Raw genomic sequence first — 15,926 nt, forward strand, 5'->3', positions numbered from 1 at the left:
CGTTCGGGAGTGAACAATGCCCAGGATCGTCACGTGGCTCGCCACGGCCGTCATGGTCGTGGCCGCCAACGTGATCGCGGCGCCCCACGCGTCCGCGGCCACGTACACCCCGCCCGCGCTCCGGCAGCGGGTCGACCTCAACTCCGGCTGGCGCTTCACCAAGGGTGACGTCGCCGGCGCCGAGGCCACCGCCTTCAACGACAGCGGCTGGCAGCAGCTCAGCGTCCCGCACACCTGGAACGCCGCCGACGGCGCGGACGGGGGCGACAACTACTACCGCGGCGTCGGCTGGTACCGCCGGCACTACACCGTCCCGGCGTCCTTCGCCGGCAAGATGCTGTTCCTGCAGTTCGCCGGCGCGAACCAGGTCGCCGACGTGTGGGTCAACGGCACCTACCTCGGCAAGCACTCCGGCGGCTACTCCCGCTTCCGCTTCGGCGCCACGTCGGCGTTCAAGGTGGGGCAGGACAACGTCATCGCGGTCAAGGTGAACAACGCCAACAACGCCGACATCCCGCCGCTGTCCGCGGACTTCACGTTCTACGGCGGCATCTACCGCAACGTCAGCCTGCAGGTCGTCGACCCCCTGGCGGTGCGGATGCTCGACTCCGCCGGGCCCGGCGTCTACCTGCGGCAGCGGTCCGTCACCGCGGTGTCGGCGACCGTCGACGTGACCACGAAACTGTTCAACAACTTCACGTCGAGCCGCTCCGTCGTCGTCCGCACGGTCGTCACCGACGCGGCGGGCACCATCGTCGCGGACCAGTCGCTGCCCGCCCGTACCGTCGCCGCGAACGCCGGTGTGGACGTGGTGCAGACCGTCACCATCGCCAACCCGCACCGGTGGGACGGGCTCGCCGACCCGTACATGTACAAGGCGAACGTCGAGATCCGCTCCGACGGCCAGGTCACCGACGTGGTCACCGAGCCCCTCGGCCTGCGCACCTTCGGCGTCGACCCCGACACCGGCTTCACCCTCAACGGTCACCCGTACGACCTGCACGGCGTGAACCTGCACCAGGACCGCGCCGGGGTCGGCTGGGCCGTCGACGACACCCAGCACACCCAGGACTTCGACCTGATCCGCGAGATCGGCGCGACCACCATCCGGATGGCGCACTACCAGCACGACCAGAAGGACTACAACCTCGCCGACGAACGCGGCCTCGTCGTCTGGGCGGAGATCCCGCTCGTCAACGACACCACCAACTCCGCCGGCTACACGGCGAACGCCCGCCAGCAGATGATCGAGCTGATCCGGCAGAACTACAACCACCCGTCGATCGTCTTCTGGGGCATCGGCAACGAGCAGCGGGTCGACAACGCCGCCACCAACGCCCTGCTGGACAGCCTCGCCGGCCTCGTGAACACCGAGGACCCCGACCGGGTCTCGGTCTACGCCAGCTGCTGCGTCAGCGACACCGGCGCCGTCAACAACCACGCCGAGGCCAGCGGCTACAACAAGTACTTCGGCTGGTACAACGGCGGCTACAACGACCTCGGCGGGAACCTCGACAGCCTGCACGCCGCGAACCCGTCCCGCCGCATCGCCCTGTCCGAGTACGGTGCGGGCGCCAACACCACCCAGCACGCCCTCAACCCCGCCGCGCCCAGCCCCGGCGGCCAGTACCACCCCGAGGAGTACCAGGCGCTGCTGCACGAGGCGTCCTGGAAGCAGCTCGACGCCCGCCCGTACGTGTGGGGCACGTACGTGTGGAACATGTTCGACTTCGCCGCCGACGCGCGCAACGAGGGCGGCCAGCCCGGCATCAACGACAAGGGGCTCGTCACCCGTGACCGGGTCACCCGCAAGGACGCCTTCTACTTCTACAAGGCGAACTGGTCGGCGGCGCCCACCCTGTACATCACCAGCCGCCGCTGGACCCAGCGCACCACCGCCGCGACCGAGCTGAAGGTGTACTCGAACGCGGCATCCGTCACCGCCACCCTCAACGGCGTCTCGCTCGGCTCCCGCACCAGCGCCGACCACATCTTCAAGTGGACCGGTGTGACCCTGCGCGCCGGCGCCAACACCGTCCAGGTCACCGCCACCATCAACGGCACCCCCGTCACCGACACCGTGACCTGGAACTTGAACTGAGTGCCACGGGCGGTCCTTTCCGATGTCGAGAACGTGTTGCCGGCTCCGTCCATGGGGTAGGAACAACCGGTACCGTCCGCATCAGAAAGGACCGCCCGACATGGCTGTCGCCGAAGACCTCGACCGCGCCACCGACTCGAAGTGGGACTGGGTCGCCGAGCACACCCGCAAGTACCTGGCCTCCGGCGGCACCGAAGGGCACGAGTCGAACGGCGTGCTCACCCTCGTGCTCGCCACGACCGGCCGCCGGACCGGCGAGCCGCGCCGCAACTGCCTGATCTACGGCACCACGGGGGACGACTTCGTCGTCGTCGCCTCGAAGGGCGGCGCCGACGACGACCCGGCGTGGTTCAAGAACCTCGAGGCGGACCCGAGCGTCGGGGTGCAGGTCGGCACCCGCCGGTTCACCGCCCGCGCCCGCGTCGCGTCCCCGGCCGAGCGCGCCCCGCTCTGGACCCAGATGGCGGGCATCTTCCCGCTGTACGACGAGTACGCCCAGAAGACCGACCGCGAGATCCCGATCGTCCTGCTCACCCCGGTCGCCTAGGTGAGCTGGCGCAGGATCGACGGGTCGGTGATCTTGTGGTCGTCGGCCAGCAGCATGGCCTTCGACAGCACGATCGACAGCATGGCGTCGCCCTCGAAGGGGATGAAGCGCACCCCCGGGGTCTTGCCGGCGCCGGCCGGCACGATGCACAGGTAGCGGTCGTTCGGGGACATGAGGATGTTGCCGCTGCCGATGTGGATCCGGTACGTGTGGCGGCGGCCGTCGACGACGAGGTAGTGGCCGTCGAGCCGGGCCCGGTCGCGGATCTTCAGCCGCGGCAGCAGGTGCTCCAGGACCTGCCGGCGGACCTGGCCGTTGGCCGTCAGCTCGCCGAACGCGAACGACCGCCAGTAGCCGAACCGCGCGTCGTCGTCGCCGCGGTCGGCCCAGGTCGGGTCGGTGGCGATGGAGGTGACCCCGACGAACAGGTCGACGTCGCGCATCGCCTCGCTGAAGACCCGTCCCGGGACCTCAGCGAGGGGGACGTCCTGCCGCGCCCGGCCGCGGCCCCGCTCGAACCGGACCCGGTCGGTCGAGCAGAACTGCACGGGGTCGCCGCCGCCGTCGACGGCCTGCTCGTGGTGGAAGACGGCCGTCAGGCCGGCCGCGGGGAACTCCCGCTTCGCCTCGCCGTCGTAGCCGCCGTCCCAGCCGCCGAGGTAGTTGCTGCCCCACCGGCGCTCCTTCATAAGCGCGTAGGCCTGCTGGTACCGCAGGATGTGCGCCGCGAACCGGTTGGAGTAGAGGCGGGTCTCCTCCTCGGCGGGGGTCAGCAGGTACACCTCCCGGAATGCCTGCTTGAACGGCTGCGCCAGCTCGTGGTCGAGGATGTGCGCGCGCCAGGCGCGGACCTCCTCCGCATCGGCGTCCACCGGGTGCCACAGCCGCACCCGCGCCGCGTCGCCCGGTGTTTCCCCGCCGGGCAGGGTGAACCCGCCGTCCGCGTCCGGCAGGCCGGTGTACCGGTGGTCCCCGTCGCTGACCGTCCACAGCAGGCGGGTGGCGAGGCTGCCCGTGACCGGGTGCTCGGTGTACCGCTGCCGCCACACCGGGAAGGGCCAGTCGCGGTCCTCGACGAGCAGGTCCTCGAGGCGGGCGCGCTCGTCGGCGAGGGCCTTCTTCAGGTCGGCGGCGGCGCGGCGCACCTCCGCATCGGTCCTGTCCGCACCGTCGTCCCACGTCACGCGGACCCGGGCCCGCTCGTCGACCTCGATGAGCGCGGCTCCGAGGCGCCGCTGCCGCCGGCGGTCGAGGCCGCAGTCGGGAATCGTCAGCTCGGTGAGCTCCGAGCGGCTGATCCCGGCGGCGGCAGCGGCCTCGTCCAGCGCGGCCGCGATCTGCTTGAGCTTCCCGCGGTGCCGGGTGCCGCGCTGCATCCGCACGAGCGCGGCGATCGCGTCGGCGTCGCCGCGCCGGCCCAGCACCGCGTAGCAGGCGTTGAGCGGCTTCGGCTCGCGCAGCGTCGGCTCCAACGCCAGCACGACGTGCACCAGCCACTCCTCGCCGGACACCTGCGCCGCCCACAGCAGCCCCCGCACCAGGTCGGCGTTGTCCCGGCTGACCCGCAGGTGGAACGTCGCGTAGTCCTGCTCGACCGGTGCGGGCCGGCAGTTGTGAGCGAGATGCAGCAGGCGGTGCAGCAGCTCGAGCAGCCCGGCCCGGCCGTCCAGCAGCCCGGCGGCGCGCTGCACCCACGCCTTCGTCGGCCGCGGACCGGACGTCAGGGTCAGCGCGTGGTCGAGCAGCGGGCCGAGGTCATCGGCACCGGTCGGCGCGGACCGCAGCAGCGCGACCGCGGCCCGGCTCCAGCCGTCGCCGAGCCGGATCCGCCCCGCCCAGCCGGGCACGCCGCTGCCGGTGGTGTCCGCGAGCAGCGTCAGCCGCCGCACCAGCTCCGCCCGAGCCGCGGTGGACGCGCCGATCGCCTGCGCCTCCCAGAAGCGCTCCACGAGCTGGGCCCGGCCGGCCGCGTCCAGTCCTTCGGCGGCGCCCACGGCGACCCGGAGCACGGCCTCCGCCGACCCGCTGGACGCCTGCCGGGCGAGGTCGAACAGCAGCCCGACGTCGGTCACCGTCCACGCCGGCCAGCGGGCCTCCAGGTCGGGAAGGAGGCGGCCGGGCGCCCACGCTCCCCACCCGGAGTTGCCCGCCGCCCGCTCGACGAGCGCGACCGTGACGGACCGGACCTGCTCGTCTTCGAGGGACGGCAGCACGCGCCGCCGCACGTCCTCGACCGCGTCGGCGTTCAGCCCGGCGGGGTTGGGGAGCACCTGCGCGGCCCGGTCCCGGTGCGCGGCGAGCGCCTCGGCGGCGGCGGTCATCCGCCGACCAGTTGCACGAGGCGGATGAACACGACGCGGGACGCCTCGTCGAGCGTCAGCTCCTCGTCGAGGTCCTCCACCTGCCGGTCCCCGACGAGCACGAAGAACCCGTTCCGCTCGAAGGCGGCCTCCGCCGCGTCCGCCTGCCGCTCCCAGTCGATCCGCGCCGGCGTGGGCATCAGGTACCCGTTGAGATCCGCCTCGGCCGCCGTCGGCCGGACCAGCCCGTGGAACCGCTCGACCGGCCGCGCGTTGTACCGCGCGACCTCCTCCCGCACCCGCAGCCGGATCAGCTCCCGCAGCCGCACCGGCCCGGCGACGTCCAGCTCCAGCGCCCCGACGATCCGCCCGCCGGCCGTCTCGTCATGGATCATCACCCGCACGGCCGGAGCCTAGGCCACCCCGCCGACCCCTGTCACGACCCGCCCGCGCCCCGATCCCGATCCCGGAGCAGCGCCCGGCAGGCCTCCCGGTCCGGTGGCAGCCCGACCTCGGCGAGGCGCGACGGCGTGTCCGTCGCCCAGCCGCCCCAGACGGAGTCGTTGCCGACCAGCCGCCGCAGGAACTCCCGCTGGTTACCGGTGAGCGGCCGCTCCTGCCACCCGGCCGGAAACGCCACCCGCAGCAGCGGCCCCCACCCGTTCCCGGTCGTCCGGGCCTCCGGCGTGGCGACCACGAGGGCGCCGGGCACGAGCTCGTCGAAGCCGCCCGCCCGCTCTCCCGCCGCCGCCGCGAACTCCATGTGCAGCCGCAACCGTTGCAGCCGCGACCCTGGATCCAGCCAGTCGTCGTTGTCCGGGGTGTGCCGCAACGCCTCCTCCAGCGCCGCGACCGCACGGGCATCACCGGCGCTCGCCGGCGACAGCGCCGCGCAGGCCCGCACCGCCAACGCCGGCCGGTCCAGCAGGTCCGCCGTGTCGGCACCCAGCTCCGCCAACGCGTACGCCGCCGCCGCACCCACCCCGCCGTCATCCCGGCCGGCGACCGCCCGCAGCCGCCGAACCACAACCGCAACGCGATCCGCCACAGCAGTGCCCGCCATCAGGCCGCGGCACTCCGGCAGCAGCAACTGGACGCACCGGGTCACCGCGAACACCGCGGCGTGGCCGATCCGGACGTCGGCGTCGTCGAGGTACGGCAGCACGGCGTCGAGCACATCCCCGGCCACCGCCCGCACCCCGAGCCGCTCCGGCGCCTCCTCCCCGGCGATCAGATCCGCCAGCAGCAGACCTTCGGCACCCGCCGCGACGGCCGCCGCCTTCGCCCGCAACTCCTCATCGGTGCCGCCCCATGCCGGCGCGGTCGCCGCGTTGCCCAGCATCTCCAGCAGCCGGGCCCGCAGCGGCAACCGCGGATCGGAGAAGCCGGACACCCACACCCCGGCGGACCGCGCGTCGGTGAGCGCCGCAACGATCACCGGGATCAACGGCACGGTCGCCGGACGCGACTGCCCGCACGTCAAGCCGGCCCTCTCCAGGAAGTCGACCGCGAGAAAGCGCCGGCGCTGCGCAAGCACACCGGCGTGGTCAGGTCATCAGGAGCAGGGCGGCCACGGCCAGGGCGCCGAGGGCGAGCTCCGCCAGGGTCAGGATCAGCACCACGCGGCGCCTCGTCCACCAGGAGACGGAGAGCACGACCATCGGGGCGATGAGGACGTAGGAGAACGTCGTCCAGTGCGCGACGCGCAGCGCGCGGGACTGCTCGGGGGTCGGGTCGACGTCGGAGTCGGGGCCGAGCTGGCCGATGGCGTAGAGCCAGATCATCGGGCTCAGCAGCCACAGCAGCATGAGCGCGAGCAGCAGCATGGACAGGGGTGCCCGGCGCCAGGTGAACGGCGCCGGGGCGGGCCGGGCGGACATGCCGGTCAAGGTAGCCGCGGTGATCAAGTGCGCCGCCGGAGCGGGTCAGCGGCGGCTGGCCGCCGAAGCCGCGGGTGGCCGCATGCGGTTCCACCACTGGGACAGCGCGACGGCGAGCAGGACCAGCAGGGCGCCGGCGAGGGCGAACCACGACGTCAGCTCGGTCTTCTTGCGCTGGAGGGTGACCTGGCTGGGCAGGTCGCGGAGCACGTCGCCGAGGGCTTCGGCGTCCTCGGCCTTGAAGTACTTGCCGCCGGTGGTTTCGGCGACCTTCGTGAGGGTGCCCTCGTCCATGTCCTGGAAGCGGCCGCGGCCGCCGAACTGGCCGCCGGGGCCGGGGCCGCCGCGGAACTGGCCGCCGCCGCTGCTGATCTGGTCGCTGGAGCAGACCATCGGGGAGGGGACGGAGGTGCCGAAGCCGATCGTGTAGACGCGCAGGCGGCGGGCCTCGGCGGCGGCCGCGGCGGTCATCGGGTCGACGCCGTCGGTGTTGCGGCCGTCGGTGAGCACGACGATGGTGTCGGGCTCGTACTCGCCGGTGGCGGCGCCGTCGTCGGGGACCTCGACGCCGGTCGGTGGGACGTCGGGGTTGATCTCGGCGATGGCGTCGATGGAGGTGAGGATGGCCAGGCCGATCGCGGTGCCGCGGGCGGTGCGCAGGCCGTCGATGGCGTCGAGGAGTTGCTTGGTGTCGGTGGTCGGCGGCACGATCAGCCCGGCGATGCCGGAGAACGCGACTAGGCCGATCTTCTGGTTGCCGTCGTGGTCCTTGATGAACTCCCGGGCGGCCTTCTGCGCGGCGGTGAGCCGGTTGGGTGAGACGTCGGTGGAGCACATCGAGCCGGACACGTCCATCGCCAGGATGATCGTCGCGGCGCTGTCCGGCACGACGACGGACGCCTCCGGCCGGGCGGCGGCGGTGCCGGTGACGAGCAGTCCAGCGGCGAAGAGCCACAGCGGGATCCGGCGTTTCCATGATGTACGGCCGGGCAGCGCCGCCCGGATCAGCCCCACGCTCGGCAGCCGGACCGCGGCGCGGCGGCGACGGCGGCGGGTCCACCAGCGGACCGCGAGGAGCAGCGGAAACGCCAGCAGCGCGACGAGGGCCCACGGCCAGTGCAGCGACATCAGAGGATCCGTCCGAACCAGGTGGTCATCAGTACTCCCCCGATGGTGAGCAGCAGCACGGCGAGCGCCGCGGCGGCGCCGGTCAGCTCGACCGGCTTCGTCTGCACTGTGAGCCGGAGGTCCAGCGACTCGTACACGTCGTGGAGGGCCTCGGCGTTCTCGGCGCGGTGGTAGCTGCCGGTGGTGGTCTTCGCGACCTCGGTGAGCAGCTCCTCGTCCAGGGATGTCGCGACCTGGAAGCCGTCGACCTCGACGGTGGTGCCGTCGACGGTGCCGACGCCCACGGTCTCGATGTGGACGCCCGCGGTCGCTGCGAGCTGGGCGGCGGCGACGGCGTCGGGTCCGCCGGTGTTCTCGCCGTCGGAGAGCAGCACGATGGTGGCGTTGCCCCAGTACCCGAGGTCCGGTGCGGGCCGGCCGTCCTCCGGGAGGGTGGCGGGCTTGCCGGCGATGACGGTGAGGGAGGCGAGGATCGCCTGGCCGAGGGAGGTGCCGCCGTTGACCCGGAGCCGTTTGATGGCGGCGGTCGTCGCGGCCCGGTCCTCGGACGGCTGCTGGGTGGTGAGCGCGCCCTCGTCGAACGCGACGACGCCGATGCTGACGCTGTCGGGCTGCGCGTCGGCGAACTCGATCGCGGCGGCCTGGGCAGCGGCGAGCCTGGTGGGTGCGACGTCGTCGGCGCCCATGCTGTTGGACACGTCGAACGCGAGGATGACGGTCCCGGCGGCGCGGGCCACCGGCAGCTCGGCCTGGGGACGGGCGACGGAGAGCAGCAGCAGGGTCAGCGCGACGAGAAACAGCACGGGCGGCACGTGGCGGCGGATCCGGTCCTTGCCCACAGCGAGGCCGGCGGACCGCAAAGCCAGACCACGCTGCCGCTGCAGCCACCAGTAACCGCCGGCGACAGCGGCGGCGACGACCACTCCGGCAACCAGCAGCCAAGGGTTCTGAAAGGTCATGCCGACGCCTCCGCTGCGCTCCGGCACCGGCCTGAGCTCCACCCTGCACCCATGACTCGCGGGTCCTCGCTCCGCTGCGGCCCGCTCACGCCGACGCCTCCGCTGCGCTCCGGCACCGGCCTGAGCTCCACCCTGCACCCATGATTCGCGGGTCCTCGCTCCGCTGCGGCCCGCTCATGAGCGGCGCCGCTTCGACCAGCGGACCATGTCGACCAGGGCGAGGAGCGGGTCCTGGTCGGTGGTGACGAGGTGCGGGGTCACGCGCGCCCGGCGCATCGCCGCCGCGACCGCGGCCTCGCGGCCGTCGACCTCCTCGCGCAGCCGCTGCTGGAAGAGCGGGTCGCTGGTGTCGACGAGGACCTGCTCCCCGGTCTCGGCGTCCTCGACGAGGACCAGGCCCAGGTCCGGCAGGTCCAGCTCCATCGGGTCGGCGACCCGGATCGCGACGACCTCGTGCCGGTGGGTGAGCCGCGTCAGCGACGACTCCCAGTTGACGGTGTCGCCGCTGATGAAGTCGGAGATGACGAACACCAGGGACCGGCGGCGGGCCTGCGACGCGGCGAGGCGCAGCATCCCGTCGACATCCGTGGCGGCGCCCGGCTTGTCCCCGACGGCCGAAGCGGCCCGGGAGATCTCGTGGGCGAGCCGCAGGACGTGGTTGCGGCCGGTGCGCGGCGGGACGACCCGCTGCAGCCCGTTGTCGTAGAGGACGGCGCCGATCCGGTTGCCTCCTTTCGTGAAGAGCCGCGCGAGGCAGACCGCCAGCTCGGTGAGCAGGCCGTCCTTGCCGCCGGAGGTGCCGAAGCGCATCGAGGCCGACAGGTCGAGGACCAGCCAGGCGGTGAGCTCACGGTCCTCGGTGTACTGGCGCACGTAGGGCTCGTCCAGCCGCGCCGTGACGTTCCAGTCGATGTGGCGGACGTCGTCCTCGTGCGTGTACTCGCGCGGGTCGGCGAAGTCGATACCGGAACCGCGGAAGACCGTGCGGTAGGAGCCCAGCAACTGCCCGTCGAGTCTTCGGATCACCTGCCACTCCAGGCGCCGCAGCAGCCGGTCGGGTGCGCTCGTCACGGTCAGCGGCTTCCGCTGCGCACCGGCGCCGGCACCGGCAGCGCCGCCATGACCCGGGTGAGGATCGTGTCGGCGGTGATGTCGTCGGACAGCGCCTCGTAGGACAGCACGAGCCGGTGCCGGAACACGTCGAGGGCGAGCTCGGTCAGGTCGCGTGGGATGACGTAGTCGCGGCCGCGGATGAACGCGAGGGCCCGCGCGGCGAGGACCAGGTTGATCGAGGCGCGCGGGCTGGCGCCGAAGCTGATGTACCGCGCGAGGTCGCCCTGCCCGACCTCCTCGGGCCGGCGGGTCGCGTTGGCGAGGCGGACGGAGTACTCGATGAGCGCCGGGTCGACGTAGACCTGCTCGACCTCGCCCTGCATCTCGATCAGCCGGGTGGGGTCGACGATCGCCTGCAGCAGCGGCGCCGGGGAGATGGCCCGCTCGACGATGACGAACTCCTCCGTCGGGCTCGGGTAGCCGACGACGACCTTCATCATGAACCGGTCGACCTGCGCCTCGGGCAGCGGATACGTGCCCTCGGACTCGATCGGGTTCTGGGTGGCCATGACCAGGAACGGCCGCGGGATGTGGTGCGTCTCCCGGCCGATCGTCACCTGCTGCTCCTGCATGACCTCCAGCAGCGCGCTCTGCACCTTCGCCGGCGCCCGGTTGATCTCGTCGGCGAGCAGCAGGTTGGTGAACACGGGTCCGAGCGACACCTGGAACTGGCCACTGACCTGGTGATACACGCGGGTGCCGACGATGTCGGCGGGCACCAGGTCGGGGGTGAACTGGACGCGGTGGAACTGCCCGCCGATCGCCGACGCGAGCGCCTTCACGGCGAGGGTCTTGGCCAGACCGGGGACGCCCTCGACGAGGATGTGCCCGCGCGACAGCAGGGCGACCATGAGCCGCTCCAGGAGCGCGTCCTGCCCGACGATGGTCTTCTTGACCTCGTACAGGACCTGCTCGACCGCGCTGGTGATGCCGCTTTCGGATGGTGTGTCCACGTATCGTCCTTACGTCTGCGAGCGGGTGCTTACTGCTGTGGTGCCTGGTCTCCGCCACCCGCGCCGAGGGCGGCGCCGATCGGCACGGCGAAGCCGACGCCGACGAACGTGCCGGCGGAGGTCGGGTTGGCGAGGGCCACGACGATCGCGATCGTCTCGCCCTTGGCGTTGAGGAGCGGGCCGCCGGAGCTGCCGGGGTTCACAGCCGCGTCGAACTGGATGAGGCCGGTGAGCTTGGTGCCGTCGGGGTTGGTCGCGGTGCGTTGCAGGCCGGACACGACACCGGCGGTGGCGCTGCTGGTGAGCCCGAGCTGGTTGCCGATGGCGATGACGGTGTTGCCGACGGCGAGCCGCTCGGAGTTGCCGATGACGGCGGGGACCAGCACGTCCGGCAGTCCTTCGGGGGCGAGCGCGGCGATGTCGAGGGCCGGGTCGGACTGGGCGACCTTCGCCGGGGTCCTGGTGCCGTCGGCGAAGACGACCTGGATGCCGGCGGCGCCCTCGACGACGTGGAACGCGGTCAGGATGATCCCCTGCGCACTGGCGACGACGCCGGTGCCGGTCGCGGTGACGGCCTCGCCGTTCATGGCCTGGATGGTGACGACCGACGGGGCGACGGCCGCGTAGACCTGCGCGATCGTGGGCGGCCCGGACGCCGACGGCGAGGGCGACGCCGACGGGCGCGGCTTCGCCGTCTCGGCTCCGCCGCCGCCGGCCTGGAACGCGACGTAGGCGGTCAATGCCAGCGCGAGCAGGACCACGGCGGCGAGCACCACGTTCCTGCGGGGAGCGGGCAGCTTCGGCCACTGCCGGGGCGGGCGCGGCGGGGCGTCGGCACCCTGGGCGAGGACGTCGCCCTGGGCCGGGACATCGAACTCGACCTCAAGGTCGCGTGGTGCCTCCTCGCGGCGCATGCAACCAACGTAACGGTGCTTCCTGGGAGCCAGGTAAGAACTTCCTGCCAAATCAAATTCTCATCCGGCAATCACCGGGTCCTGATGTCCTTTCCCGGCGGGTGCCGATCGTTCCATGGTTGAGTTCCCGAGATGGAAGGAGCGGTCCGATGCCGCAGTACCTCGCACTGACCTACACCGCCGACGTCGACTGGTGGGCGCCGGAGCAGGCGGCCGAACTCGCCGAGTACCGGCAGTTCGCGGTCGACAACGCCGGCAGCCTCCGGGCGAGCGCCGTCCTGCACCCGACGGCGACGGCGACCGTGGTCCGGGTGGAGGGCGCCCGCGGCGGGAAGGTCGTCACGACCGACGGCCCGTACGCGGAGACGAAGGAGGCCCTGACCGGCTACTACCTGATCGAGGCCGCCGACCTGGACGAGGCCGTCGCGATCGCCGCGCAGATCCCGGCGGCGTGGGGCGGCGCCGTCGAGGTCCGCCCGGTCATCGCCGCCAGGTAGGCGGCGTGCACGACGCCGTCGCCGAGACGGTCCGGGTGGAAGGGGCGCGGATCCTCGCGACCCTGATCCGGACCGTCGGCGACGTCCAGATCGCCGAGGACGCCGTGCAGGAGGCGGCCCTCGCCGCCCTCGGGGCGTGGCCGGTGACCGGGGTGCCGCCGCAGCCCCGCGCGTGGCTCACCGTCACCGCCCGCCGCAAGGCCATCGACATCCTGCGCCGCGAGCAGGCCCGCCGCGGCAAGGAGGAGGAAGGCACCCGGATGATCGAGCTGGCCCGCGCGGACCTGCCGCCCGACGAGGTCGTGCACGACGACCTGCTCCGGCTCATCTTCACCTGCTGCCATCCGGCGCTGTCGCCCCCGACGCAGGTCGCCCTCGCGCTGCGGACGCTGTGCGGCCTGTCGCCCGCGCAGATCGCCGGGCTGCTGCTCAGTACCGAGGCGGCGACGGAGAAACGGCTCACCCGCGCCCGGCAGAAGATCGCCGCCGCGCACATCCCCTACCGGGTGCCGGCGCCCGCGGAGCTCCCGGCGCGGCTCCCCGCGGTGTGCGGCGTGATCCACAGCCTGTACACGTCGGGGCACGCCACCTTTGACGTGGACGCCTGCCGTGAGGCGGTCCGGCTCGCCGAGCTGCTGCACGCGCTGCTCCCCGGCCAGCCCGCGCCCGGCGCCGTCCTCGCGCTGCTGCTGCTCACCGAGGCCCGCCGGCCCGCCCGCCTCGACGCCTCCGGCGCCGCGGTCACCCTCGACTGCCAGGACCGCACGCGGTGGGACGCGGCGGCGATCGCCCGCGGGATCGCGCTGCTCAACGCGTCGCTGGAGGCGTCGCGGCGGCGCGCCGACCCGTATCAGCTGCAGGCCGCGATCGCCGCGGAGCACGCCCGCGCCGCCTCCTACGACGGCACCGACTGGCCGGAGATCGTGCGCCTGTACGACCTGCTCATGTCGGTCGCCCCGAACCCCGCGGCGGGGCTGGCCCGGGCCGTCGCCGCCGCGGAGGCGTCGGGTCCGGCGGCCGGCCTCGCCCTGCTCGCGGACCTGCCGCCGGATCCGCGCTGGCACGCGGTGCGCGCCGATCTGCTCGCCCGGGCCGGCCGCCACGCGGAGGCGGTCGAGGCCCTCACCTCGTCCCTCGCCGGCACCGTCACCGACGTGGAGCGCCGCCACCGCGAGCAGCGCCTCGCCGAGCTGCGCGGGCTGGCCTGACATGTCCGACATCCTGGCGGCGGCGCTGCGCCGGTACCCCGGCGACGAGATCGGCCGGATGCTGGGTGCCCCGGCGCTGCGGGCCGGCGGGCGCTGCTACGCCTTCGTCGCCGGCGACGACCTGATCGTGAAGCTGCCGGCGGCCCGGGTCGCGGAGCTCGTCGCGGGCGGGGCCGGCCGGCCGTGCTCGCCGCGCCCGGGCCGGCCGATGCGCGAGTGGGTCCGCGTCCAGCCCGACCTGTCCTACGTCGTGGAGGCCCGGACGTTCGTCGCCGGCCCGTCACCCGGCTGATCTCCAGGCTGATCACCGGCGATGCCCCGCAGCATCGGCAGGTTCTTGCTGATGATGCCGGAGACGCCGAGCTCGCGGGCCCGGGCCAGGTCGCCCTCAGTGTCGACCGACCACACCATGACGAGGTCGCAGTGCTGGTGCAGCTCCTCGACGACCTGCGGGGTGAGCAGGCTGAGCCGGATGGACAGCCCGGCGACCCGCTGCCGGCGGACCAGCAGCCGCGCCTTGGCCAGCTCGCGCTTGTTGCCCGCCGAGTAGATCCGCCGTACGTGCGGCTGGTCCTCGAACGCGTCCAGCATCCGCCACTGCCTGGAGCACACCGCCACCGGCGCCCCGGGCGCGGCCTCCCGCAGCGCGGCCGCGGTCGCCGGCGCCACCCCGAGGAACGGCCCCTTCAGGTCCAGCATCAGCCGTGGGTCCCCCGCCGCCGTCGCGAGCACCTCGGCCAGCAGCGGCACCGGCGTGTCGCGGCGGCGCGCCACGTCCCGCCACGGCTCCCACAGCAGCTGCGGCCCGAGCGCCTTGGCGTGCCGCATCTCCAGGGCACCCCGGTACAGCCGGACGTCCGCCTCGACGAGGTCGACCCCGGCGTCGAGCGCGTCCCGCAGCTCCGCCAGGTTGTTGCCCGCCCGGTGCGCACACAGCAGCATCCCCGTCACCGCGACACGATAACGCGCCTGGCGGGCGGCCCGGCAAAGCCCGGCCGCCCGTGTGGCGAACGGTCAGTAACCGATGGCGGTGGCGGCGACGTCGCGCATCGAGGTGGCGGTCGCGGCGGCGGCGTACAGGTTGCTGAGCGGGCGGGGCGACTCGCGACGCGGCTGAGCGCGGCGGGCGCGCCGAGGTCGACCTGGATCCACGCGTTGGCCGTGAAGGCGCTGGACCAGCGGGTGCCGGTGTTGCCGTCGACGGCGGCGGTCGCGGGCGTGCCGGCGTGCTCCACCGACGACGCGGTGACCGGCTTGTTCTGGGAGAGGACGGCCTCGGCGGCGCCGGCGGGCGGCGGGGCCGCGACCAGGCCGGCGGTGAGGAGGGCGAGGACGGCGAGCAGGCGGGATCTCATTGCGATGCGCTCCAAGCGATGGCGGGGTCGAGAGAGCGCTCTCTCAGACCGCCACTGTGAACCGCATGCGCACGCCTGTCAATCCCTCGGAGAGCGCTCCCCCACCGAGGCGATCGGACGCAGGGCGCGGCGGCGCACGTCGTCGCCGCGGTCCCAGACCAGCTCCTCGAACCGCGCGCCGGCCGGGTCGTTGCCCTCGGCGATCAGCTCGCGCCGGGCGGCCCGGGCCGCCGACACGCGGTGCCGGAAGTCGTTGAACACCTGCACCTCGCCCTCCGGCCACTCCAGCTCCAGGTAGTCCATGCCCCGGTGCGCGTTCTGGCCGAGCAGGTAGGCGCCGGGGGCGTAGGCGCGCAGGTCGGGCGCGGACGCGGTCAGCGCGAGCAGCCCGCCGACCCGGCCGATCCGCGTCCGCGGTCGCCGCACCGGCACGAACGGCGGCGACTCCACGCTGCGCGTCCGCTCATACCAAGGGATCGCCCGCTCCGCCGCCACCGGGTCGAGGCCGTGCGTGTGCCAGCGGACGGTGCCCTCGGGCGCGCCGCGCAGCGGCAGCTGACGCCGCAGGTCCCGGAACGCGCGGGTGCTCATGCCGGTCAGGTCCGACGGCACCAGCACGATCGGATCGCCGGGGACGGCGTCGAACGGGTTCGGGTCGATGTGCGGCAGGTCGATGACCACCAGCGTGTTCTGGCGCCGCTGGAACGACAGCCCCCACAGCAACCGGCCCAGCAGCCGCGCGCTGCGCCAGTCGCCCAGGATGTGCCACGTCCCGTGGTGGAAGTTCGTGCTGAACCGGCAGTCGGTGCCGGGCCGCGGCGAGATGACCGTGCGCGCGCGGCCGTCCAGCCACACCGTCCTGCGGTGCAGCTTCATGCGGTCCCCGACGTGACCGGCGCCCGCCGGCCGCTGCTGACGTTGCACGTCCACCTCCGGCGCACAGTGCAGCACCGGCGCCGCCGCACCGGCAA

Annotated in this window: 17 protein-coding genes; 5 read left to right on the forward strand and 12 right to left on the reverse strand. The window is 73.3% G+C overall.

All coding sequences use genetic code 11. The features are described from left to right. The first annotated feature begins 16 nt into the window (after nucleotides 1–16). Nucleotides 17–2,101 carry a glycoside hydrolase family 2 TIM barrel-domain containing protein gene (locus AB0I21_RS14030; protein WP_360561121.1) on the forward strand — a complete coding sequence of 695 codons (2,085 nt, stop codon included), beginning with the start codon at nucleotides 17–19 and terminating at the stop codon, nucleotides 2,099–2,101. 100 nt (nucleotides 2,102–2,201) lie between these two features. Further along, on the forward strand, nucleotides 2,202–2,648 hold the full coding sequence (locus tag AB0I21_RS14035) for a nitroreductase family deazaflavin-dependent oxidoreductase (protein ID WP_360561122.1): 447 nt from the start codon (nucleotides 2,202–2,204) through the stop codon (nucleotides 2,646–2,648). Here the strand turns inward: AB0I21_RS14035 and AB0I21_RS14040 are convergent. The 9 genes from AB0I21_RS14040 to AB0I21_RS14080 form a co-directional block, all read right to left on the reverse strand. After that, nucleotides 2,645–4,969, reverse strand: a complete 2,325-nt coding sequence (locus tag AB0I21_RS14040) for a DUF4132 domain-containing protein (RefSeq protein WP_360561124.1) — start codon at nucleotides 4,967–4,969, stop codon at nucleotides 2,645–2,647. The genes AB0I21_RS14035 and AB0I21_RS14040 overlap by 4 nt on opposite strands. Beyond that, nucleotides 4,966–5,343 (reverse strand): hypothetical protein, encoded by a 378-nt coding sequence (locus AB0I21_RS14045; protein ID WP_360561253.1) that lies wholly within the window; start codon nucleotides 5,341–5,343, stop codon nucleotides 4,966–4,968. The genes AB0I21_RS14040 and AB0I21_RS14045 overlap by 4 nt, the downstream gene beginning before the upstream one ends. A 41-nt stretch (nucleotides 5,344–5,384) precedes the next feature. Beyond that, nucleotides 5,385–6,386, reverse strand: coding sequence for a hypothetical protein (locus tag AB0I21_RS14050; RefSeq protein WP_360561126.1), 1,002 nt, complete (start codon nucleotides 6,384–6,386; stop codon nucleotides 5,385–5,387). Nucleotides 6,387–6,495: 109 nt separating this feature from the next. Further along, a complete protein-coding gene (locus AB0I21_RS14055; protein WP_360561128.1) occupies nucleotides 6,496–6,828 on the reverse strand; it encodes a hypothetical protein in 333 nt (110 codons plus the stop codon). Between the two features lie 45 nt (nucleotides 6,829–6,873). Continuing rightward, complete coding sequence (locus AB0I21_RS14060; protein ID WP_360561130.1) at nucleotides 6,874–7,956, reverse strand: VWA domain-containing protein; 1,083 nt, start codon at nucleotides 7,954–7,956, stop codon at nucleotides 6,874–6,876. Further along, nucleotides 7,956–8,915 (reverse strand): VWA domain-containing protein, encoded by a 960-nt coding sequence (locus tag AB0I21_RS14065; RefSeq protein WP_360561131.1) that lies wholly within the window; start codon nucleotides 8,913–8,915, stop codon nucleotides 7,956–7,958. The genes AB0I21_RS14060 and AB0I21_RS14065 overlap by 1 nt, the downstream gene beginning before the upstream one ends. A 174-nt stretch (nucleotides 8,916–9,089) precedes the next feature. Further along, nucleotides 9,090–9,986: a DUF58 domain-containing protein gene (locus tag AB0I21_RS14070; protein ID WP_360561133.1), complete on the reverse strand. Its 897-nt coding sequence runs from the start codon at nucleotides 9,984–9,986 to the stop codon at nucleotides 9,090–9,092. A 2-nt stretch (nucleotides 9,987–9,988) separates the two neighbouring features. Next, nucleotides 9,989–10,981, reverse strand: coding sequence for a MoxR family ATPase (locus AB0I21_RS14075; protein ID WP_344499303.1), 993 nt, complete (start codon nucleotides 10,979–10,981; stop codon nucleotides 9,989–9,991). A gap of 29 nt (nucleotides 10,982–11,010) precedes the next feature. Next, on the reverse strand, nucleotides 11,011–11,895 hold the full coding sequence (locus AB0I21_RS14080; protein ID WP_360561135.1) for a trypsin-like peptidase domain-containing protein: 885 nt from the start codon (nucleotides 11,893–11,895) through the stop codon (nucleotides 11,011–11,013). Nucleotides 11,896–12,044: 149 nt separating this feature from the next. Here AB0I21_RS14080 and AB0I21_RS14085 point away from each other — a divergent pair, with 149 nt between their 5' ends. Genes AB0I21_RS14085 through AB0I21_RS14095 form a run of 3 tightly spaced genes read left to right on the forward strand, consistent with a single transcriptional unit; the run spans nucleotide 12,045 to nucleotide 13,892 of the window. After that, on the forward strand, nucleotides 12,045–12,392 hold the full coding sequence (locus AB0I21_RS14085) for a YciI family protein (protein WP_344499299.1): 348 nt from the start codon (nucleotides 12,045–12,047) through the stop codon (nucleotides 12,390–12,392). Nucleotides 12,393–12,397: 5 nt separating this feature from the next. Next, a complete protein-coding gene (locus AB0I21_RS14090; RefSeq protein ID WP_360561137.1) occupies nucleotides 12,398–13,600 on the forward strand; it encodes a sigma-70 family RNA polymerase sigma factor in 1,203 nt (400 codons plus the stop codon). A 1-nt stretch (nucleotide 13,601) separates the two neighbouring features. Beyond that, on the forward strand, nucleotides 13,602–13,892 hold the full coding sequence (locus AB0I21_RS14095; protein ID WP_360561138.1) for a hypothetical protein: 291 nt from the start codon (nucleotides 13,602–13,604) through the stop codon (nucleotides 13,890–13,892). Here the strand turns inward: AB0I21_RS14095 and AB0I21_RS14100 are convergent. The 3 genes from AB0I21_RS14100 to AB0I21_RS14110 all read right to left on the reverse strand — a co-directional run bounded on the left by AB0I21_RS14100 (nucleotide 13,844) and on the right by AB0I21_RS14110 (nucleotide 15,879). Continuing rightward, entirely contained in the window at nucleotides 13,844–14,542 is a 699-nt protein-coding gene (locus tag AB0I21_RS14100) for a glycerophosphodiester phosphodiesterase (RefSeq protein WP_360561255.1), read from the reverse strand. The two genes, AB0I21_RS14095 and AB0I21_RS14100, sit on opposite strands and share 49 nt — an antisense overlap. A gap of 5 nt (nucleotides 14,543–14,547) precedes the next feature. Beyond that, a complete protein-coding gene (locus tag AB0I21_RS14105; RefSeq protein ID WP_360561139.1) occupies nucleotides 14,548–14,955 on the reverse strand; it encodes a discoidin domain-containing protein in 408 nt (135 codons plus the stop codon). A 78-nt stretch (nucleotides 14,956–15,033) separates the two neighbouring features. After that, nucleotides 15,034–15,879: a hypothetical protein gene (locus tag AB0I21_RS14110; RefSeq protein ID WP_360561141.1), complete on the reverse strand. Its 846-nt coding sequence runs from the start codon at nucleotides 15,877–15,879 to the stop codon at nucleotides 15,034–15,036. Nucleotides 15,880–15,926: the final 47 nt, after the last annotated feature.

The sequence above is a fragment of the Dactylosporangium sp. NPDC050588 genome, assembly GCF_040654975.1.
In the GTDB taxonomy this organism is placed as follows: domain Bacteria; phylum Actinomycetota; class Actinomycetes; order Mycobacteriales; family Micromonosporaceae; genus Dactylosporangium; species Dactylosporangium maewongense.

Coding starts and splice junctions, on each gene's coding strand:
- AB0I21_RS14030 (WP_360561121.1), top strand. CDS start 17: ATGCCCAGGATCGTCACGTGGCTCGCCACGGCCGTCATGGTCGTGGCC.
- AB0I21_RS14035 (WP_360561122.1), top strand. CDS start 2,202: ATGGCTGTCGCCGAAGACCTCGACCGCGCCACCGACTCGAAGTGGGAC.
- AB0I21_RS14040 (WP_360561124.1), bottom strand. CDS start 4,969: ATGACCGCCGCCGCCGAGGCGCTCGCCGCGCACCGGGACCGGGCCGCG.
- AB0I21_RS14045 (WP_360561253.1), bottom strand. CDS start 5,343: ATGATCCATGACGAGACGGCCGGCGGGCGGATCGTCGGGGCGCTGGAG.
- AB0I21_RS14055 (WP_360561128.1), bottom strand. CDS start 6,828: ATGTCCGCCCGGCCCGCCCCGGCGCCGTTCACCTGGCGCCGGGCACCC.
- AB0I21_RS14060 (WP_360561130.1), bottom strand. CDS start 7,956: ATGTCGCTGCACTGGCCGTGGGCCCTCGTCGCGCTGCTGGCGTTTCCG.
- AB0I21_RS14065 (WP_360561131.1), bottom strand. CDS start 8,915: ATGACCTTTCAGAACCCTTGGCTGCTGGTTGCCGGAGTGGTCGTCGCC.
- AB0I21_RS14080 (WP_360561135.1), bottom strand. CDS start 11,895: ATGCGCCGCGAGGAGGCACCACGCGACCTTGAGGTCGAGTTCGATGTC.
- AB0I21_RS14085 (WP_344499299.1), top strand. CDS start 12,045: ATGCCGCAGTACCTCGCACTGACCTACACCGCCGACGTCGACTGGTGG.
- AB0I21_RS14095 (WP_360561138.1), top strand. CDS start 13,602: ATGTCCGACATCCTGGCGGCGGCGCTGCGCCGGTACCCCGGCGACGAG.
- AB0I21_RS14100 (WP_360561255.1), bottom strand. CDS start 14,542: ATGCTGCTGTGTGCGCACCGGGCGGGCAACAACCTGGCGGAGCTGCGG.
- AB0I21_RS14105 (WP_360561139.1), bottom strand. CDS start 14,955: ATGAGATCCCGCCTGCTCGCCGTCCTCGCCCTCCTCACCGCCGGCCTG.